The following is a 15,668-nucleotide window of genomic DNA, read 5'->3' on the forward strand; positions in this document are numbered from 1 at the left end:
TTGTTCACTGACCTTAAAAGCCAGAATTTGGTGTTTTCAAAAACTCAACTTCTTCTGGCGTACTTTCTCTTCCCAATATTGCATTGCGATGTGGATAGCGTCCAAATTGGTCGATAATGGCTTTGTGTTGTAGCTCAAAAGCGTAGTTCTTTTCAAGTCCCGGAGCACGAAACAGTTTTTCCGCTTCGACATGGATGATACGAGATTCACTGTGCATGAACGGCATGTACAAGAAGCTACGCTGATCGTGATTAAGCGCTTTATGCAGACCGAGTCGAATGGCCTCTTGCGCTAATGAGAGCGCGAGTGGATCTTGTGCAAACGCTTTTGGAGTATTGCGGTACACATTGCGCGAAAACTGGTCGAGTACAATGATTTCTGCTAATCGTCCTTTTGCGCTGTCGCGCCAGCTAAATAGTTCGCAGCGAGCGGCTTGTTCTAGCAATGAGGAAAACCGAGATTCAATGAGTTTATCCAGTTCAGGGTTACTTTCGAACCAATGTTGAGGATTCAGTTCTTCAAACCAAAACTTAATGATCGACGGGTACATACTGTGTCCTTTTTTACCGAGAATCCCTAGCTGAGAGCCAGAACTATCAATTCTGGCTCTCCGTTTTATTATCGACCGTAAGTTTCTACGATGTAACGTTCAAAATCGTCACACATTTGCTGATCGGAGAGGGTGTTGCTCGCCAGTTCTTTACTACCGTCGACGACTTTAATCGCCGCATTAAGCGAAGCTATTGGAGCTCTCTCACGTATTGCAAGCGACTTGATTTTTCGCTGCTGAAGTTCCCACGCCTGCTCTGGTGACAGATTACACACATCCGCCAGGTACTTAGCGTTAAAGCCCTCGCCAGTCAGACTGACAATGGTTTCATTGTGCGACAAGTTGTTGCCTGCATGCCAGTAATGCTTGGCTAACAGAGGGCCAATTTCTGGGTTATCGGTCAGGTAGCCAAATTTATCTAAGAAGTAAGCTCGGGTCTGATACACCGCCATGTGCGCGAGTAGATAACCTTGATAAGCACAAGCGGCTTCGTCAGATAGCAGATGCGGAATTGCCATGAGTGGGCGAGGGCTGCATTCCAAACCAAGGATCTGCTTCTCACAATCACGTGCAAGCTTAGTGATGCGTTCTGGTGTTAATTCTTCATCGCTTAGCTGATAAAGCGCGCGCTCAAAATATGGCACAACTAAGATACTGCGCTCTTCATAGGCTTTGAACGGCTGACGGCTATTGATCATCGCTTGAATGATCTCATCTGGCACTGAGTTACCTTCATCATCCAGTGCGTACTGTTTTAGCCAATCTGCATCGGTCAGCAGACTGTCACAGAACATCGATTGAGTTTCTGCATAAGCCATCGAAGTCGGAGCAAACTCCTGTGAAAAACAAGGCGCATTCATTTTAACGTTGGCAAAGTGCGCAGCGTGACCGCCTTCGTGGAAAAGCGTGTTGATACCATCGTAGCCGCTGCCCACTTGGTCGGGTTTGGCGTTGCTGGTGAAGTTAACCTGTGCAGCAACCCACTCGCCTTGGTTGTAAAAAGAAGGGATAGGCCCATGGCAGAATCCGTTCGGGTATTTGCCTTTGCGATCGAGTAAGTCCAGAGTTAGCGTTGCGCCTGAGTAATCAATCTTCAGACGGCCAAACGATTCTACCCAGCGTCTCAGGGATTTCGAGAACGGTACGTATGGGTCAAGGTCACGCATGACGTCACCTGCGAATGAATAGATAAAGTTGTGGCCTGTCAGCGCATTGTGACCTTTCTCTTGCGCCAAGTTTTCTAAACTATTCAGGTGAGCATCTCGGGTGCGTTGTTCGAAATCTTCCAGAATATCGAACAGCTGCTCAGAGGTCATCTTCTCCGTTTTTTGTACTGAGTAATCAAAGAAGGTTGCATAACCGAGTGAACGCGCGAATTGATTACGGAGCTTGATCAACTCAATAAAGCCATTTTTCAGCAACCATTGCTCAAGGTTCAGTAACGCTTGATGAGCGGATTGACGCACTTCTTCATGAATATTGGTTCGAATGGTAGAACTCAATACTGGAAGTGAGCCTTCTGTTTGTTTGCCGTTCTCATCGGTAAACGTTTGTACGTGGTTCTGCTTTTTCTCAAATAGCTCTGCTTCAAAGGCAATTAATTGATTTTTCAATGCTTGCGCTTTTTCACCTTCGATCGCATGTGATTCAAACATCGCAAGCCAGCCTGACAAACCAGTGATGGTTTGCTGTTTTTCTTGCGGATCAGAAATTGAATCAGCGGCTTCAAGCTGTTGTTTGATCACTGTAATTTGTTCCGCGTTGCTTAAAAAGCTTGTCCATGCTGTTTGTGCCTTAGTCGAGCCATCATGGTCGTCGCTGATCCCCATGTAAGTTTCCCAAAAGAAATCTTCTTTAGTGCGATGAATAGCGAGATAGCGTTGATTGAGGTCGTTAAGGTAATCCGTTGCGGTCATTTTGATCCTTCAAATAGTTGAGTTATGTATACGGTTGATTATTACACGCTTGGATGCAAGAAAGGAGTAGGCGCGTTATTTACTGCCGTTTCAGTTCGTAAACGAGGTTTTACTATTCTTTTACATTTTAATGAGTTAGTGACTGATTTGTCCTTAAATTAACCGGAAAATCAAAACCTAATTGGCTAAACGGTGGACGGTTACGTGCTCAGTCTCGTCTTTGATCACGACATTTAGCATCAAAGTCATACAGAGATAGAGTTTACGTATATAGTCTATACACACTCTTTTTCAGCAACGATAAACAACATAAAAATGACAACGAAAACAATTACAACTCTATTCACACTAGGTTGGGTTTTGACAGGGTGCTCATCGGTCACATCACCACAAAAGGATTCCGTGAATAGTATTCAGGATAAATGTGCGCTGATTCTGAGTAGCCACGTATCGGAGGAGCAACGTTGGCAGGTTTACAATGACTTATTGCAACAGTACGCAACACATGCGGTACACAGTCAGGGGGATGGCGACCGATTCAATACTTTTATTCAGGCTGTGCAATGGGATGAAACCAGACAGTTAATGACGGAGTTGATTGAAGTGACCGATTGGGGATGCGCCAATGGCAACTACGTCGAAGAGATGGCGATGTTTATTGAAGAAGTGACAAAATAAACCGAGCGTTTGGCGCTCGGTTTTAGGGCTGTTTTTGCCGGAGTATGAACCGCTAGGTCAACAGTGGGATTACTCTTCAGGGTATTCACCCATGCCTTGAGTTTTACCTTCTGCTTTCCAATGCTCACCCGGATCAAACGCTTCATCGCATAAATCAATGGTGTAGCCCATTTCGGTAATTTCTTTCAAAGTGAGGTTGTCGGCAATTTTCGCAACTTCGCCGGCTTTGTTATGTAATTCCATGATGTTCCTCCGCTAGCTTCAGCTATTAGCCAAGTGACTTCAACGTGCTGATCCAAGTACATCGAAGTGCCTTTGGTTTAAGTATATATGCCAGACGTGATAATGATGTATAAAACCCTACTTTTTATGCATCTAATAAAACGATGATAAGAGCCAAGTATTCAAAGCTGCACGATGACGATAAAACTCAAGTGGTTATTCATTGGCAGTGTTTAAAATAAGCTCCGACAAACAGCGAATTTGCTGCGCGATGGGCTTCCCCGGCGCGGACTCACCTGCAGCGTTAAACCAAATGGTATTCAACCCTGCTTCCATCGCGGGGTAGATGTCTTTGCTCGGAACGTCACCAACCATGGTCAATTTGTTTTCGCTGACACCAAGCTTTTTCGCCACAGCTTGATAAAACTCGGCGCAGTTTTTTTTAATGCCAATATTAGAAAAACAGAAGTAACCACTGATGTATTGGTCTAAATCAACTCGCTGGAAAGCCTTCTGGACATCTTCCATAGCAGAGTCCGAAGCACTAGTGGCAATATAAATCTGATGCTCTTTGCAGAGCATTGCCAACGTTTCTTTGGCCTGTGGAATTGCCTCCACGGTGTTCCAGTCACACATCTTTCCTTGTGCGTGAGGGAAATCGACCATTAATGTGTTTCCCCAGTCGAATAGATAAATCATGTTTTAGTCTCCAGTCTTCCTGAACTGTACTTAATGAACTTTCTTAGATTTCCAGAGTGTAGATCTTGTCTGCGAAACGAACACCTCTGATTTCATAAGCATCCGGGATGACGTTCATTAAGGTAAAACCGCATTTTTCCAACACACGTTCAGAGGCGATATTCCCCTCAGTTACCGTAGCCGAAAACACATTGATCTGATGCTGCGTATGTGCCCAGCTTATTACGGTTTCGAGAGTTTCGGTGCCTAATTGTTTGCCATAAAACTCTGGCAGAAGCAAATAGCCGACTTCTGCGGTTCCTTTCTGAACAATAAACCCCGTAATACCTATCGGTTGCTTAGTGACGGAATCTTTTATCACTAAGCAAAGCCAGTGCTCGCTTTTCGTTGTCCACGTTGGTAAGCGTGAAGCGAACTTTTCTTTTAACTGCACCTCGTTGGGCGCATCGAAACAGAGAGAGATGATATCCCTATCGGTATGAAGACGGTGAAATAATGCCCAGTCGCTTTCTCCGATAGGGGTCATTATTGTTCTGGGAGTGGTTAAGTGAATCGACATACGCTTCCTATTTACATTGGTCCGGGTACTTTGCTTCCAAGTGCCGAAAATATTCTTTATATAGGGAACTTACTCCATCAAACTAAGTAAGTACTCGCAAGCCAGTTTGGGGTCGTCGGCATGACAGATAGCCGATACCAGTGCCAAACCGTGTACGCCGGTCGCGCTTAGCGCTGGGATGGTGGATTCGTTAATTCCGCCAATTGCGACGATTGGGAGCGATGTGGTATTGAGTGCCATTTTTAAACCATCTATGCCCCAGTGTTTTAGGGTATTAGTTTTGGTAGATGTTGCACAGATAGCGCTTAAGCCTATGTAATCGATCGGCAATGTGTCTACTTCGGCGAGCTGTTGTTCATCTTCGATGGATAAACCGAGGATCTTGTTTGGACCAATCAGTTCGCGCGCGATATGAGCTGGCATGTCTGATTGCCCGAGGTGCACGCCGTCAGCATCGACTGCAAGTGCAACATCAACTCGGTCATTGATTATCAAAGGTACGTTAGTATTTTTGAGGATATCTTTTACCGCTTGAGCCCGTTCGATGAAAGCACGTACGTCACCATGTTTCTCACGAACTTGCACCATGGTCACGCCACCTTCCACTGCTTTACTGACCACATGCTTGAGCGTGGCAAGATCTTGTTGGTCATCGGTGACCAAATACAAACGATAGGCGTTCATTTTGTTTCCTTTATGCCTCCAACTCTTCGTTATGAGCCGGAGGCATCGATGTAAAGTTGCTCTGTTGTTAGTCTTTAATGACGGTAATCTTGAGTCGTTTTGCCAGTGTTTGTTCATCAAGCTGATACAACTCGTCAAGCAAGGTTAATTGTAAGCTGCCCGGACCGCGCGCTTGTTCGGCGGCGATTTCACCCGCTACGCCAAGTACGGCAGCGGCGGCCAAACCTGTATCATCACCCACCGCGGCAAATGCGCCAGTGAGTGCCGATAACGTACAACCCATTCCCGTCACGTATGGCATCATTTCGTGACCATTGCTGAGTGTTACGGTCTGCGATTTTGTCACGATGTAATCTGTCTCGCCAGAAATCACAACGTTTGCACCATATTCTGCAACCAAAAACTCAGCCGCACCTAAAGCAGTATCGCTGCTATCCAGAGAATCGACCCCTTTGCTCTGAGCCTGTTCGCCAGCTAGGGCAATGATTTCCGACGCATTACCACGAATGATGAGTTTGTCTGCCAGACGTGCAATTTGACGTGACGTTTCGGTACGCAGTGTGCTGGCACCGCAGCCGACAGGGTCGAGGACAACGATTTTACCATTGGCATTGGCTTGTTCTACCGCGAAGCTCATTCGTGGTGTCCAATCGCTATCGAGTGTGCCAATGTTGATCACCAGCGCACCAGCAAATGACATCATTTCTGCCATCTCCTGTTTAGAGTGCGCCATGATTGGAGATGCGCCGACGGCTAGTAGAGCGTTTGCTGTGTTGTTCATTACCACGTAGTTAGTGATGTTCACAACCAAAGGCTTTTGTTGACGTATAGCGGTTAATGCTTGAGTGATTTGTTCAATTAACATGGGCTTCTCCAATTAATCTTGATGAGCATTCAAGCCTTGTTGCCAGAAAGCGACTTCCATACGTGTTGCTGTTTTGAATACCTGAATCAGGTTCTGGCCGCGCTGGCTGTTGATGTCGATTTCAGCTAAAAGCTCGTTAAAGTGCTCAGCACCATCTGCGACACCAGACTGGAACTCTTCTCCGCCATACAGGGTGATCCAACTTGCGTAAGGGTTACCTTCGATGAGGGTGTTTTCATCGTCCATCAACATTTTGCCAATAACGGCGTAGCCGATAGAGCAAGGTGCTAATGCGGCATACAGGTCAACCAAGTCACCGGTCATCCCCGCATCCAATACATAGCGCGTGTAGGCGACGGTGCCAAAATCTTCAGGTTCGTTTTCCAGGTCGGATTCAGTTAAACCCCATTGACCACAGTAAGTCACATGATGAGCGATTTCGGAATCCAATAAAGCATGAACGCTCGGTAGTGCGCGGCGCATGTCATACAAAGTCCGTGCTTTATAAATTGCTAATGCATAAGCGCGCGCGTATTGCTTGAGAAATAAAAAGTCCTGTTTCAAATAATGCAGAAAACAAGGCTGAGCGAGCGTACCTTGCGCTAATTGCTGAACGAAGAGGTGCTGTGTGTATTCCTGCCAGTCTTGACGGCAAGCGTCGATCAAATCTTGGTATTTCATAACGGGATCACCTCAGAATTAGTCAAAGCTAGGCACGTAATCTTTTGCTTTTGGCAGCGTTTCGATGATTTTTTGTGAGTACATGAATTCGGCGTAATCGTCGTAACGTTTTAGATCTACCGCAGATGGGCGAAGCGCGAAACGAGTCAAGGTGTCATTCCACGCGCGTTGGTTCAGCTCGTTGTTCAGCGTGTCTGGTGAGTAAGCCACAAACTCTTTCCAAGATTGTTTTGGATGGTTCACGATGTAAGTGGTGGCTTGCTCAAGCGCTTTGTTGAAGGCTTTAATCGCGTCTTTGTCATAGCTGTTTGCATTCGCGACAAACACAAGTTCGTCATACGCAGGCACGCCGTGTTCTTCTGGGAAGAAGGCTTTGGCTTGGTAACCTTCTAACGCAAGTTGGTTAGTTTCGAAGTTACGTAGACCACCCCAAATCGCATCCACATTGCCTGATGCCAGAGATGAAGATAGTGCCCAACCTACGTTGATGATTTGCACGTCAGAAAACTTCACATTCTCTTGTGCCAACATGGTGCCGATGGTCGCTTCTTCGTTCCCTGCGATAGCAATACCAATCTTCTTGCCCTTTAGATCGGCAAGGCTGTCGTTCTTACCGTTGTCCAGCACCATCATGGTATTCAGCGGAGTTGCGATGAGCGTTGCTGAGCGGATAAGTGGTAAACCTGCGGCAACATCAATCGTCAGACTTGGTTGATATGAAATTGCCATATCCACTTTGCCAGCGGCGACCAGTTTAGGTGGCGTGCTTGGGTCGGCAGGCTCTTGAATATTGATTTGCAACCCTTGCTCTTTAAAGTAGCCACGCTCTTTTGCAATCACAATAGGGCCGTGGTTCGGGTTCACGAACCAATCCAACATCAACGTCAGTTCTTTTTCAGCCGCCAGTACATTAGTCGAGGCAATCGCAGTAAGTAGGGCCGCTGCACTCATTAGTTTGTTTTTATTCATGAGGTATCTTCCTTTTAGTAATCTCTATTTGTTGTATCTATTTGCTTTCCCAAGGGATGGCTTTTTTCAATAATTTGTCAGTAATGAAGTAGAGCGCGATGGACAGCACGGCGAGGATAAACAGCGCCGCAAACATCTCGTCGATGATCATGCGCGCGTTGGCTTGTAGCATCAGATAACCCAAACCTTCACTGGAACCGACCCATTCACCGACGACCGCACCAATCGGGGCGATAACGACCGCGACACGAATGCCAGAAGCCAATGTTGGTAGTGCCGCGGGTAATTGAATGTGGCGCAATAGTTGCCATTTCGAAGCGCCCATGGTTTTGGCCAAATCCAGGTATCCGGTTGGGGTATTGCGTAAACCGTCGTAACAACATGTCGTAACAGGGAAAAAGATGATGATCGCTGCCATCACGACTTTTGAAGCGATGCCGTAACCAAGCCAAAGCATCAGCACGGGTGCGATGGCAAATACCGGAATCGCTTGGCTTGCAATCAGAATGGGCAACAGCCAGCGTTTTAGCGGCTCGAACAGCAACATTTGCAGTGCAAACAACAAACCCATCGACAAACCGAACCCGAGACCTAATAAGATCTCCTGTGCGGTGACCCAGGTATGAGCGAGTAACACGTCGTAGCGGGACAACAATCTATTCAGCACATCAACAGGCGCAGGCAAAATGAAGCTGGGCATATTGAACACTACGACAATCAGTTGCCACAGACCTAAGATGACTGCTGTGCTGATCACCAAACGTAATACTGGATGGGTGACTCGCTCTTTTTTACTGATACGTGTCGAGACGGAGTTGTATTGAGTCATATCACTCATAATCTATCTCCAGTTGATCCAAAATCGCTTGTTGCAAAGCCGCGCATTCACTATCAAGAATTCGAGGGGGGAGAGATTGTGGTACCAGCAGATGCTTGGCCTGTGCTGGTGTGCCTTGCAGTACATACAGTTGGTGGGCAAGCCGGACAGCTTCTTGTGGATCGTGAGTAATTAGTACCACTGTCTTTTCTTTGAGCAGCGTGGCCGATAAGGTTTGCAGTTTATGACGAGTCACGGCATCGAGCGCAGAGAAGGGTTCGTCCATCAATACCAGAGGCTTGTCCTGCATTAAAGTGCGAGCAAGGGCAACACGCTGGCGCATACCTCCGGAAAGTTGTGCGGGTTTGGCATCTGCGTAGTCAGTTAATCCAACTTGTTTGAGTAATTGAATAGCGCGCTGCTTCTCACCTGCTGAATTTGAGTTGGCGTGAGAAAAGCGAGAACTCAAACAGACGTTGTCCAGCACATTGAGCCACGGAAGCAACAAATCTTGCTGTGCCATATACGCAATACGGTCGTGTATGGCTAGCCCATCGGTAGTCGTAAGTGCACCTTGCCACTCAACTTGGTCATCTAATAAGCCGGCTAGATAACGCAAAATGGTGGTTTTACCGCAGCCACTGCGCCCCAATAATACCGTCCACTGACCTGCGGGAATGGTCATATTCACCCCTGCCAGCGTGGGTGTCTGGCTGTCGTTGTATTGTAGACTGGCGTTACTCAGCTGGATACCAAGCGCATTAGCGTACATACGTGTGGCCTGCGAAGAAGTGGTGAACCGGGCCGTGACCTTTACCTACTTCCAGCTCATCAGCATGGGCGATCGCTTGAGAGATATACTGCTTACCTAAATGCACCGCTTTGTGCAGGTTATTGCCTTGTCCAAGGTAAGAAGCAATCGCCGAAGAAAGGGTACAGCCCGTACCGTGAGTATTCTTGGTGGGGAAACGCTTCGCGCTAATGAGTTCATAAGAGTCTTGCATGATCAGTAGATCGTTACTGTTTTCACTTTTCTCCAAGTGACCGCCTTTCAACAAGACTGCTTTTGCGCCGAGAGCACGCAAATTCGCAATCATCTCATTCATTTCGGCTTCGGATTCCGGTGCTGCTTTTCCGGTTAATGCTGCACCTTCAGGAAGATTAGGGGTGATGATGTCCGCGAGAGGGATGAGTTCTTCTTTTAGCGTGCTAATCGCGGAGTGCTCCAGCAATAAATCACCGCTGGTGGCGACCATTACCGGGTCAATGACCAGATGCTTCGGTTGGTATTGTTTAATCTTGTTCGCAACTACTTTGATGATGTTGGAATCGGCCAGCATGCCGACTTTAACCGCCACGATATTAAGATCAGTAAACACCGCATCGAGTTGGCTTTCTACGTGCTCAAGTGGGATAGGAAAAATGGCGGAAACGCCTTGAGTGTTTTGTGAAGTAATGGCGGTAATGACAGAGCAGGCAAAACTGCCTGTTGCAGACATGGCTTTAATGTCTGCCTGAATACCAGCGCCGCCACCGCTATCTGAACCAGCGATCGTCAAAACGATAGGCGTGCTTGAAGATGGCGTCTTGTGTGAATAAGGCTGTGATTGCTGCGTCATGGTCGCTCCTATTACAAGACGTATAGGAACTGACTTTGACCACGGTGGGCAGATCGATTTTCGTATCCGCTGCAGCGTGCCTAGTAAGTTAGGCGAAAGGCAAAGTACTCATAGTTCCCTACGTCAGTGCTAACTGAATCAGGTTCAACGGGTCTCGAATTTCGATCTCAGCCAACGCTTAATGCGTGGCCCCCCGACTATTTCGCTAGGATGATAGCAGGACAGTTCCTCAAGGGATACTTTTTTGAGTATTCACTTGTGTGTCGTGAGTGATAGAGTAAGGTTTAGTCTGTTTTGTAGCGCAAAATTTACCAGTGTAACTATCTGGTTTGTGTGCAAATACTGGAATATTAAATAAACAATCGTGGTCTCACTTAGCAAGGATTAGCACAAAAAAAGGTTAAAAAACTGTTAAAATTTGACGCATTGCCAATTTAACTTTACTGAATTAACAGTAAGTTATTTAACCTGAGCTTGGGATAAGGAAGTCAGCAACTATTTGATTATTTCGAGAACAGGTTAATTTGGAAGGCTAAGACGATCATCGAGCAAGGAGACTTCATGCTTAATTCTGTAACAGCGAAGTCAGTGATCGATCATGCTCTTTTTTTAGGAGCTGATTTCGCTGAGCTATTCGTTGAACATCATCAAACTAACACCGTCCAGATCGCATCTGGTGAGGTGGATAAGGTCAATTCCGGTATCGATTTTGGTATCGGTATTCGCCTCTTCTTCGGTCACAAAGTGCTTTATGGCTACACCAACAGCACTGACGAAGCGGAACTTAAACGCGTAACTTCATTGCTAGCCGCGAAAGACAAACGTAAGCAAATCGCATCAGCCGGTTCTCTTAATTTGAATCGCTATCCAGTTCAGCACAGTTGTCGTTTGCCACTTAGCAAAGACGCTAATCTGGATTCTAAAATCGCGTTCCTTTTAAAAGTTGACCAAGCGGCACGAGCAGAAAGTGAATACATCAGCCAGTTTATTGGTAGCGTGCTACAGCGAGAGCAAAAGGTAACGATCTTCAACTCAGAAGGTCTACACGTTGACGATACACGGCACTACATTCGCGTTGCAGGTAACACCGTTGCGCAAAAAGGTAATGAACAATCTTCTGGTATGGAAGGCCCGGGAGCATTGGCTGGCTGGGAATTTAGTGAACAACTGGATGCTAAAGAACTAGGCCAAACTATCGCACAACAAGCTTTGGTTAAGCTTGGCGCGGATGTGTGTCCATCTGGCGAAATGCCAGTCGTTATCGGTAATGGTTTTGGTGGTGTTATCTTCCACGAAGCGTGTGGTCACTTGCTTGAAACCACATCGGTTGCGAAGAAGGCGTCAGTATTCCACGACAAGATGGGCGAAATGATTGCTCATACTGCTGTGAGCGCGGTCGATGATGGCACCATGATTAATGAGTGGGGTTCAATTCATGTCGATGATGAAGGTATGTCTACTCAGCGCACTCAACTTATCAAAGATGGTAAGTTAACCAGCTTTATGGTCGACAAAATGGGCGCGATGAAAACGGGTTATGAGCCAACGGGGTCTGGCCGTCGCCAAAACTACAAGTTTGCTCCGACTTCTCGTATGCGTAACACCTTTATTGAAGAAGGTGAGCACTCACTCGATGATATGCTGGCGGGGGTTGAGCGTGGTATTTATGCCAAGAAAATGGGCGGCGGTTCTGTTCAGCCGGGTACGGGCGAGTTCAACTTTGCAGTACGTGAAGCTTATTTGATAGAAAACGGCAAAATTACAAAACCACTCAAAGCGGCAACGCTGATCAGTACGGGACCTAAAGTTCTGAAAGAAATCAGCATGGTGGGCAAGGATATGGCGCTTGCATCGGGTATGTGTGGGTCAGTGAGTGGTGCAGTACCAACAAGTGTGGGTCAACCTTCGCTGAAAGTAGATAACATTCTGGTAGGAGGTGGTAACTAATGAGCCAAGAACAACAACTTCTTAATGCCGTTGATTACGTCCTGTCAGAAGCCAAACGCCAAGGAGCAGAAGCGGATGTGATAGTTAATCGCAACAGCAGCTTCTCTCTCAAAGCGAACCAAGGCAAGCTGGATGAATACAAAGTAAGCTCGAGTCAGGTATTAGGTGTTCGAGTGGTGAAAGACGCGCGAGTGGCGACCAGCTACTCTGAGTCACTAGAACAACCAAGCTTAGATTTGATGCTGACTAATGCGTTGCAGAGCGCGCGCTTCTCCAAGCAAGATGAACATCAAACGATCAGCTGTGTAGACAGCAATATCACTACTGATGTTGAGGAAATTGCGCAGGAAGATCCCACGTCTGTTGATCAAAAAATCGAGCTTTCTTTGGCGCTTGAGCAAGGCGTGGTCAGCTTACCTCATGCTTCAAGCTCGCCATACAACGGTTACAGCGATGGTGAAACTCAGCTGATCATTGCCAATACACAAGGTACTCTATGTCAGCATTTTGAACGATCTTTCAACTGTTACGCCTACACGCTTTTTGAGAAAGACGGTAAGCAGTCGATGGCGGGTAAGATGTCAGTAGGGCGTCGTTTCGATGAGTTGAACTCTGCGTTTTGTATTGAAGAGGGTTACAACTTAGCCCGTGACTTGCTTGATGGCAGCCCGGTTAAGACAGGCAACTATCCAGCTATCTTCCATATCGATGCGCTAAGCAGTTTGTTCGGTGCATTCGGTAGTGCTTTTTCTGGTGTAAGTGCAGTGAAAGGGATTACACCACTGGGTAGCAAGCTCGGTCAAAGCGTTGCAAGTGATTTGATTACCTTTACTGACACCGCGTACATGGCAAATGGTATGGCGATTTGCGGATTTGATAGCGAAGGCTTTGCAACTCAGGACAATGTGTTAATTGATAATGGCCAGTTAAATACGTTGTTACACAACAGCCATACGGCAAGCTACTTAGGTGCTGTTTCAACCGCGAGTGCGGCTCGGGGAGCTAAATCAAGCTTAGATGTCGCCGCTAACCACAAAGTTATTGCTACGGGCAAGAGCAGTGTTGCGGAAGTTAAATCGGGTGAGTACCTTGAGCTTGTGGAGCTACAAGGCGTTCATTCTGGCGCAGATGCCGTCAGCGGTGATTTCTCGTTTGGCGCGAGCGGCTTCTTATGTCGCGATGGTCAACGTGTTCAACCTGTTCGCGGTATTACTGTCGCGGGTAACTTCTATAAGATGTTGCAAGAAGTAGAAGCAGTCGGAGATACACAGCTGAAGAATGACAGCCGTACCTTCTTCGCACCAGATGTGCGTTTTGCTCGCTTGAGTATCGGCGGAAAATAAGCCCATCATTAGAAATTCAGAAACAAAAAGAGGACTCCATTGAGTCCTCTTTCGTTTTTTAATCAGCAGTCAGCGAAGCACTAGAATTCGCGAATATCCAGTTCATTATGGATTAATACTACACACTGTGAAGCAAACAGCATTTTAGGACCAAGACTGATCTTTTCAGTACCAAGGCGTTTCAAACTGTTGAATGACTTCTTCGGCATTGGAATGTGGTCAGTCAACAAGAAGCAAGGGTTTGATCCTATTTCTGCGTCGCGAACGAATTCGCCTTTCTTATCCAGCATATAAAGCTGGTGGTCTTCGGCCAGTTCTTGAACCAAACGCTCGAAACTAACAGTACGGACAGTAATACCCGGCTCAACGTCGCGAAGCTGCTCTTTACCCATGCCAACTGATGCATCCAAAGCGCGAGCTACTGCTGCGATCAACGTCGACTCATGGAATCCACCAATATTAGTCATTTCATTAGATCGAATTGTCACCGTGCGGGAGTAATCTTTAGTGCTCTCAAGAACTAAATACACAACCACGTCTTCACGATGTGACTGCGCAACAAACATAGTGTTCATCATAGTGTGAGCAAGGATCTCGGTGTGTGCTTCCTGACCGACACCTTCGAGTAGTGCTTTGCTGGTGGTCGGTGCTGCACGAGCTCGTAAAACGAAAGAGCGCATGAATTTAGCCTCTATATCAAGAGTGAATGCGCGGAGTATATACTCAGACGACGCTTTGATGCGAGAATTATGAACTTACTTACAAAGCTTCGATTGTGGTGCCAATTCTCGTCGCTACAATAGGGATAACCCTTTAGGAGTGATATATGGAAATTAAAAAAATCAATAAAGAAGTCTATAAAAAGAAAGTAAACCTAGTTATTGGTGGCTTTGTCGTATTGCTTGCTGTCTCTTCATTAGCCTTCAGCTCTCTACTCATTAGTCTTTTTGGCAATACCAATATTCAACCGGAACAATCGACAGGTAACTTTCATTGGAATTTGATTGGTGTACTTCTGGCAATTGCTACGTCCCTCTCTTTACTAAACCAATTTAAAACTCATCCATACATGCAAGAGGTACTGTATGTTTGGAAGCTTAAGCAGATACACAATAAGATTTACCGCAAACTAAAAAATATTAAAGCAGCCGCGAGTTCTGATGATCTGCAAGCGTTGACCATTCTCAAGTTCTACTACACCACGCAAAGGCAAGTATTTGAGTTAGACAACAACACGCTAACCATGAGCAGCGTAAATAAAGAATTAGAAGCCATTGAAGAGATCGAAGCGAGTAAATCGCTCGTAATTGATATTACAAGCTTTGAACAGTCTTGGTTGGATACATATTGATTGCCTATTTGCTACCTGATATTAACAAATGAGTGCTAAAAATAAGCGTTTGAGTGAGATTTCATCACTCGGCGCTTTTTTTTTGAATTTTTTCTTCAAAAAGGGTTGCCAAGAAAAATCATCTCCCTATAATGCGCCTCCGTTGTCAGGGCAAAGCGGAAACGCAACAGCGATTGGCAATAAGGCGAATAAATACTTCTAAAAATTAATTTAAAAAGTGTTTGACACGAAAGATTAGTTCATTAGAATACGCCTCCGCTTTGAGAGAAAACTTCTCGCAAAGCAAGCTCTTTAACAATATAGACCTATCAATCTGTGTGGGCACTCGTTGATGATAATCCAATTAGATATTTCTCTTAAATAAAGAGGGGTATCAAATTAGGTTTCAATGAACTGAGTGACCAATCGAGATTAACTTGTTTAATCTTGGCACAGTCAATTCATTATCATTCTGTTGGAATGGTAATAGCTTTAAAATTACGTCTTACTTTCGAGTAAGAGCAGTTTTGAAGTCAGTATTCATTGAGCCGAACAAAATCTTAAATTGAAGAGTTTGATCATGGCTCAGATTGAACGCTGGCGGCAGGCCTAACACATGCAAGTCGAGCGGAAACGAGTTGTCTGAACCTTCGGGGAACGATAACGGCGTCGAGCGGCGGACGGGTGAGTAATGCCTAGGAAATTGCCCTGATGTGGGGGATAACCATTGGAAACGATGGCTAATACCGCATGATGCCTACGGGCCAAAGAGGGGGACCTTCGGGCCTC

The 15,668-nt window shown here is 46.1% G+C and carries 17 protein-coding genes, 1 rRNA gene and 1 riboswitch; of the genes, 5 read left to right on the top strand and 13 right to left on the bottom strand.

Features of this window, described 5'->3' with window-relative positions:
- Positions 1 to 13 precede the first annotated feature (13 nt).
- Positions 14 to 550, bottom strand: a complete 537-nt coding sequence (locus tag L3V31_RS02610; RefSeq protein ID WP_237314508.1) for a DUF924 family protein — start codon at positions 548 to 550, stop codon at positions 14 to 16.
- Between the two features lie 68 nt (positions 551 to 618).
- The gene (locus L3V31_RS02615) at positions 619 to 2,466 is read right to left on the bottom strand and encodes a M3 family metallopeptidase (protein WP_237314509.1); all 1,848 of its coding nucleotides are present in this window, start codon (positions 2,464 to 2,466) and stop codon (positions 619 to 621) included.
- Positions 2,467 to 2,868: 402 nt separating this feature from the next.
- Between L3V31_RS02615 and L3V31_RS02620 the strand changes: the two genes are divergently transcribed.
- The gene (locus tag L3V31_RS02620) at positions 2,869 to 3,144 is read left to right on the top strand and encodes a hypothetical protein (protein ID WP_237314510.1); all 276 of its coding nucleotides are present in this window, start codon (positions 2,869 to 2,871) and stop codon (positions 3,142 to 3,144) included.
- Between the two features lie 69 nt (positions 3,145 to 3,213).
- Here the strand turns inward: L3V31_RS02620 and L3V31_RS02625 are convergent, their stop codons facing one another.
- The 10 genes from L3V31_RS02625 to thiD all read right to left on the bottom strand — a co-directional run bounded on the left by L3V31_RS02625 (position 3,214) and on the right by thiD (position 10,259).
- Positions 3,214 to 3,387 (bottom strand): hypothetical protein, encoded by a 174-nt coding sequence (locus L3V31_RS02625; protein ID WP_237314511.1) that lies wholly within the window; start codon positions 3,385 to 3,387, stop codon positions 3,214 to 3,216.
- Between the two features lie 195 nt (positions 3,388 to 3,582).
- A complete protein-coding gene (locus tag L3V31_RS02630; protein WP_237314512.1) occupies positions 3,583 to 4,065 on the bottom strand; it encodes an HAD family hydrolase in 483 nt (160 codons plus the stop codon).
- A 43-nt stretch (positions 4,066 to 4,108) separates the two neighbouring features.
- Complete coding sequence (locus tag L3V31_RS02635; RefSeq protein ID WP_237314513.1) at positions 4,109 to 4,624, bottom strand: GNAT family N-acetyltransferase; 516 nt, start codon at positions 4,622 to 4,624, stop codon at positions 4,109 to 4,111.
- Positions 4,625 to 4,693: 69 nt separating this feature from the next.
- A complete protein-coding gene (thiE, locus tag L3V31_RS02640; RefSeq protein WP_237314514.1) occupies positions 4,694 to 5,308 on the bottom strand; it encodes a thiamine phosphate synthase in 615 nt (204 codons plus the stop codon).
- Positions 5,309 to 5,375: 67 nt separating this feature from the next.
- Positions 5,376 to 6,173: a hydroxyethylthiazole kinase gene (gene thiM / locus L3V31_RS02645; protein WP_237314515.1), complete on the bottom strand. Its 798-nt coding sequence runs from the start codon at positions 6,171 to 6,173 to the stop codon at positions 5,376 to 5,378.
- 12 nt (positions 6,174 to 6,185) lie between these two features.
- Complete coding sequence (gene tenA / locus L3V31_RS02650) at positions 6,186 to 6,854, bottom strand: thiaminase II (RefSeq protein ID WP_237314516.1); 669 nt, start codon at positions 6,852 to 6,854, stop codon at positions 6,186 to 6,188.
- Between the two features lie 18 nt (positions 6,855 to 6,872).
- Complete coding sequence (locus tag L3V31_RS02655; RefSeq protein WP_237314517.1) at positions 6,873 to 7,823, bottom strand: ABC transporter substrate-binding protein; 951 nt, start codon at positions 7,821 to 7,823, stop codon at positions 6,873 to 6,875.
- Positions 7,824 to 7,860: 37 nt separating this feature from the next.
- Positions 7,861 to 8,661 carry an ABC transporter permease gene (locus L3V31_RS02660; protein WP_237314518.1) on the bottom strand — a complete coding sequence of 267 codons (801 nt, stop codon included), beginning with the start codon at positions 8,659 to 8,661 and terminating at the stop codon, positions 7,861 to 7,863.
- Positions 8,654 to 9,412: an ABC transporter ATP-binding protein gene (locus L3V31_RS02665; RefSeq protein WP_237314519.1), complete on the bottom strand. Its 759-nt coding sequence runs from the start codon at positions 9,410 to 9,412 to the stop codon at positions 8,654 to 8,656. Before L3V31_RS02665 ends, L3V31_RS02660 begins: the two co-directional genes overlap by 8 nt.
- Entirely contained in the window at positions 9,402 to 10,259 is an 858-nt protein-coding gene (thiD, locus tag L3V31_RS02670) for a bifunctional hydroxymethylpyrimidine kinase/phosphomethylpyrimidine kinase (protein ID WP_237314520.1), read from the bottom strand. The genes L3V31_RS02665 and thiD overlap by 11 nt, the downstream gene beginning before the upstream one ends.
- A 98-nt stretch (positions 10,260 to 10,357) precedes the next feature.
- Positions 10,358 to 10,465, bottom strand: a riboswitch (TPP riboswitch).
- Positions 10,466 to 10,820: 355 nt separating this feature from the next.
- Between thiD and L3V31_RS02675 the strand changes: the two genes are divergently transcribed.
- Positions 10,821 to 12,206 carry a TldD/PmbA family protein gene (locus tag L3V31_RS02675; protein ID WP_237314521.1) on the top strand — a complete coding sequence of 462 codons (1,386 nt, stop codon included), beginning with the start codon at positions 10,821 to 10,823 and terminating at the stop codon, positions 12,204 to 12,206.
- A complete protein-coding gene (locus L3V31_RS02680) occupies positions 12,206 to 13,549 on the top strand; it encodes a TldD/PmbA family protein (RefSeq protein WP_237314522.1) in 1,344 nt (447 codons plus the stop codon). Before L3V31_RS02675 ends, L3V31_RS02680 begins: the two co-directional genes overlap by 1 nt.
- 80 nt (positions 13,550 to 13,629) lie before the next feature.
- Here the strand turns inward: L3V31_RS02680 and trmY are convergent, their stop codons facing one another.
- A complete protein-coding gene (trmY, locus tag L3V31_RS02685) occupies positions 13,630 to 14,229 on the bottom strand; it encodes a tRNA (pseudouridine(54)-N(1))-methyltransferase TrmY (RefSeq protein ID WP_237314523.1) in 600 nt (199 codons plus the stop codon).
- A 146-nt stretch (positions 14,230 to 14,375) separates the two neighbouring features.
- On the opposite strand from trmY, the gene L3V31_RS02690 reads away from it, so the two are divergent.
- Both L3V31_RS02690 and L3V31_RS02695 read left to right on the top strand, forming a co-directional pair.
- On the top strand, positions 14,376 to 14,900 hold the full coding sequence (locus L3V31_RS02690) for a DUF3087 domain-containing protein (RefSeq protein ID WP_237314524.1): 525 nt from the start codon (positions 14,376 to 14,378) through the stop codon (positions 14,898 to 14,900).
- A 541-nt stretch (positions 14,901 to 15,441) separates the two neighbouring features.
- A 16S ribosomal RNA gene (locus L3V31_RS02695) occupies positions 15,442 to 15,668 on the top strand; the annotation flags it as partial.

Source organism: Vibrio sp. J1-1 (assembly GCF_021728395.1).
GTDB lineage: Bacteria > Pseudomonadota > Gammaproteobacteria > Enterobacterales > Vibrionaceae > Vibrio.

Coding starts and splice junctions, on each gene's coding strand:
- L3V31_RS02660 (WP_237314518.1), bottom strand. CDS start 8,661: ATGAGTGATATGACTCAATACAACTCCGTCTCGACACGTATCAGTAAA.
- L3V31_RS02680 (WP_237314522.1), top strand. CDS start 12,206: ATGAGCCAAGAACAACAACTTCTTAATGCCGTTGATTACGTCCTGTCA.
- L3V31_RS02675 (WP_237314521.1), top strand. CDS start 10,821: ATGCTTAATTCTGTAACAGCGAAGTCAGTGATCGATCATGCTCTTTTT.
- trmY (WP_237314523.1), bottom strand. CDS start 14,229: ATGCGCTCTTTCGTTTTACGAGCTCGTGCAGCACCGACCACCAGCAAA.
- L3V31_RS02625 (WP_237314511.1), bottom strand. CDS start 3,387: ATGGAATTACATAACAAAGCCGGCGAAGTTGCGAAAATTGCCGACAAC.
- L3V31_RS02665 (WP_237314519.1), bottom strand. CDS start 9,412: ATGTACGCTAATGCGCTTGGTATCCAGCTGAGTAACGCCAGTCTACAA.
- thiM (WP_237314515.1), bottom strand. CDS start 6,173: ATGTTAATTGAACAAATCACTCAAGCATTAACCGCTATACGTCAACAA.
- L3V31_RS02635 (WP_237314513.1), bottom strand. CDS start 4,624: ATGTCGATTCACTTAACCACTCCCAGAACAATAATGACCCCTATCGGA.
- L3V31_RS02610 (WP_237314508.1), bottom strand. CDS start 550: ATGTACCCGTCGATCATTAAGTTTTGGTTTGAAGAACTGAATCCTCAA.
- L3V31_RS02615 (WP_237314509.1), bottom strand. CDS start 2,466: ATGACCGCAACGGATTACCTTAACGACCTCAATCAACGCTATCTCGCT.
- L3V31_RS02630 (WP_237314512.1), bottom strand. CDS start 4,065: ATGATTTATCTATTCGACTGGGGAAACACATTAATGGTCGATTTCCCT.
- tenA (WP_237314516.1), bottom strand. CDS start 6,854: ATGAAATACCAAGATTTGATCGACGCTTGCCGTCAAGACTGGCAGGAA.
- thiE (WP_237314514.1), bottom strand. CDS start 5,308: ATGAACGCCTATCGTTTGTATTTGGTCACCGATGACCAACAAGATCTT.
- L3V31_RS02690 (WP_237314524.1), top strand. CDS start 14,376: ATGGAAATTAAAAAAATCAATAAAGAAGTCTATAAAAAGAAAGTAAAC.
- thiD (WP_237314520.1), bottom strand. CDS start 10,259: ATGACGCAGCAATCACAGCCTTATTCACACAAGACGCCATCTTCAAGC.
- L3V31_RS02655 (WP_237314517.1), bottom strand. CDS start 7,823: ATGAATAAAAACAAACTAATGAGTGCAGCGGCCCTACTTACTGCGATT.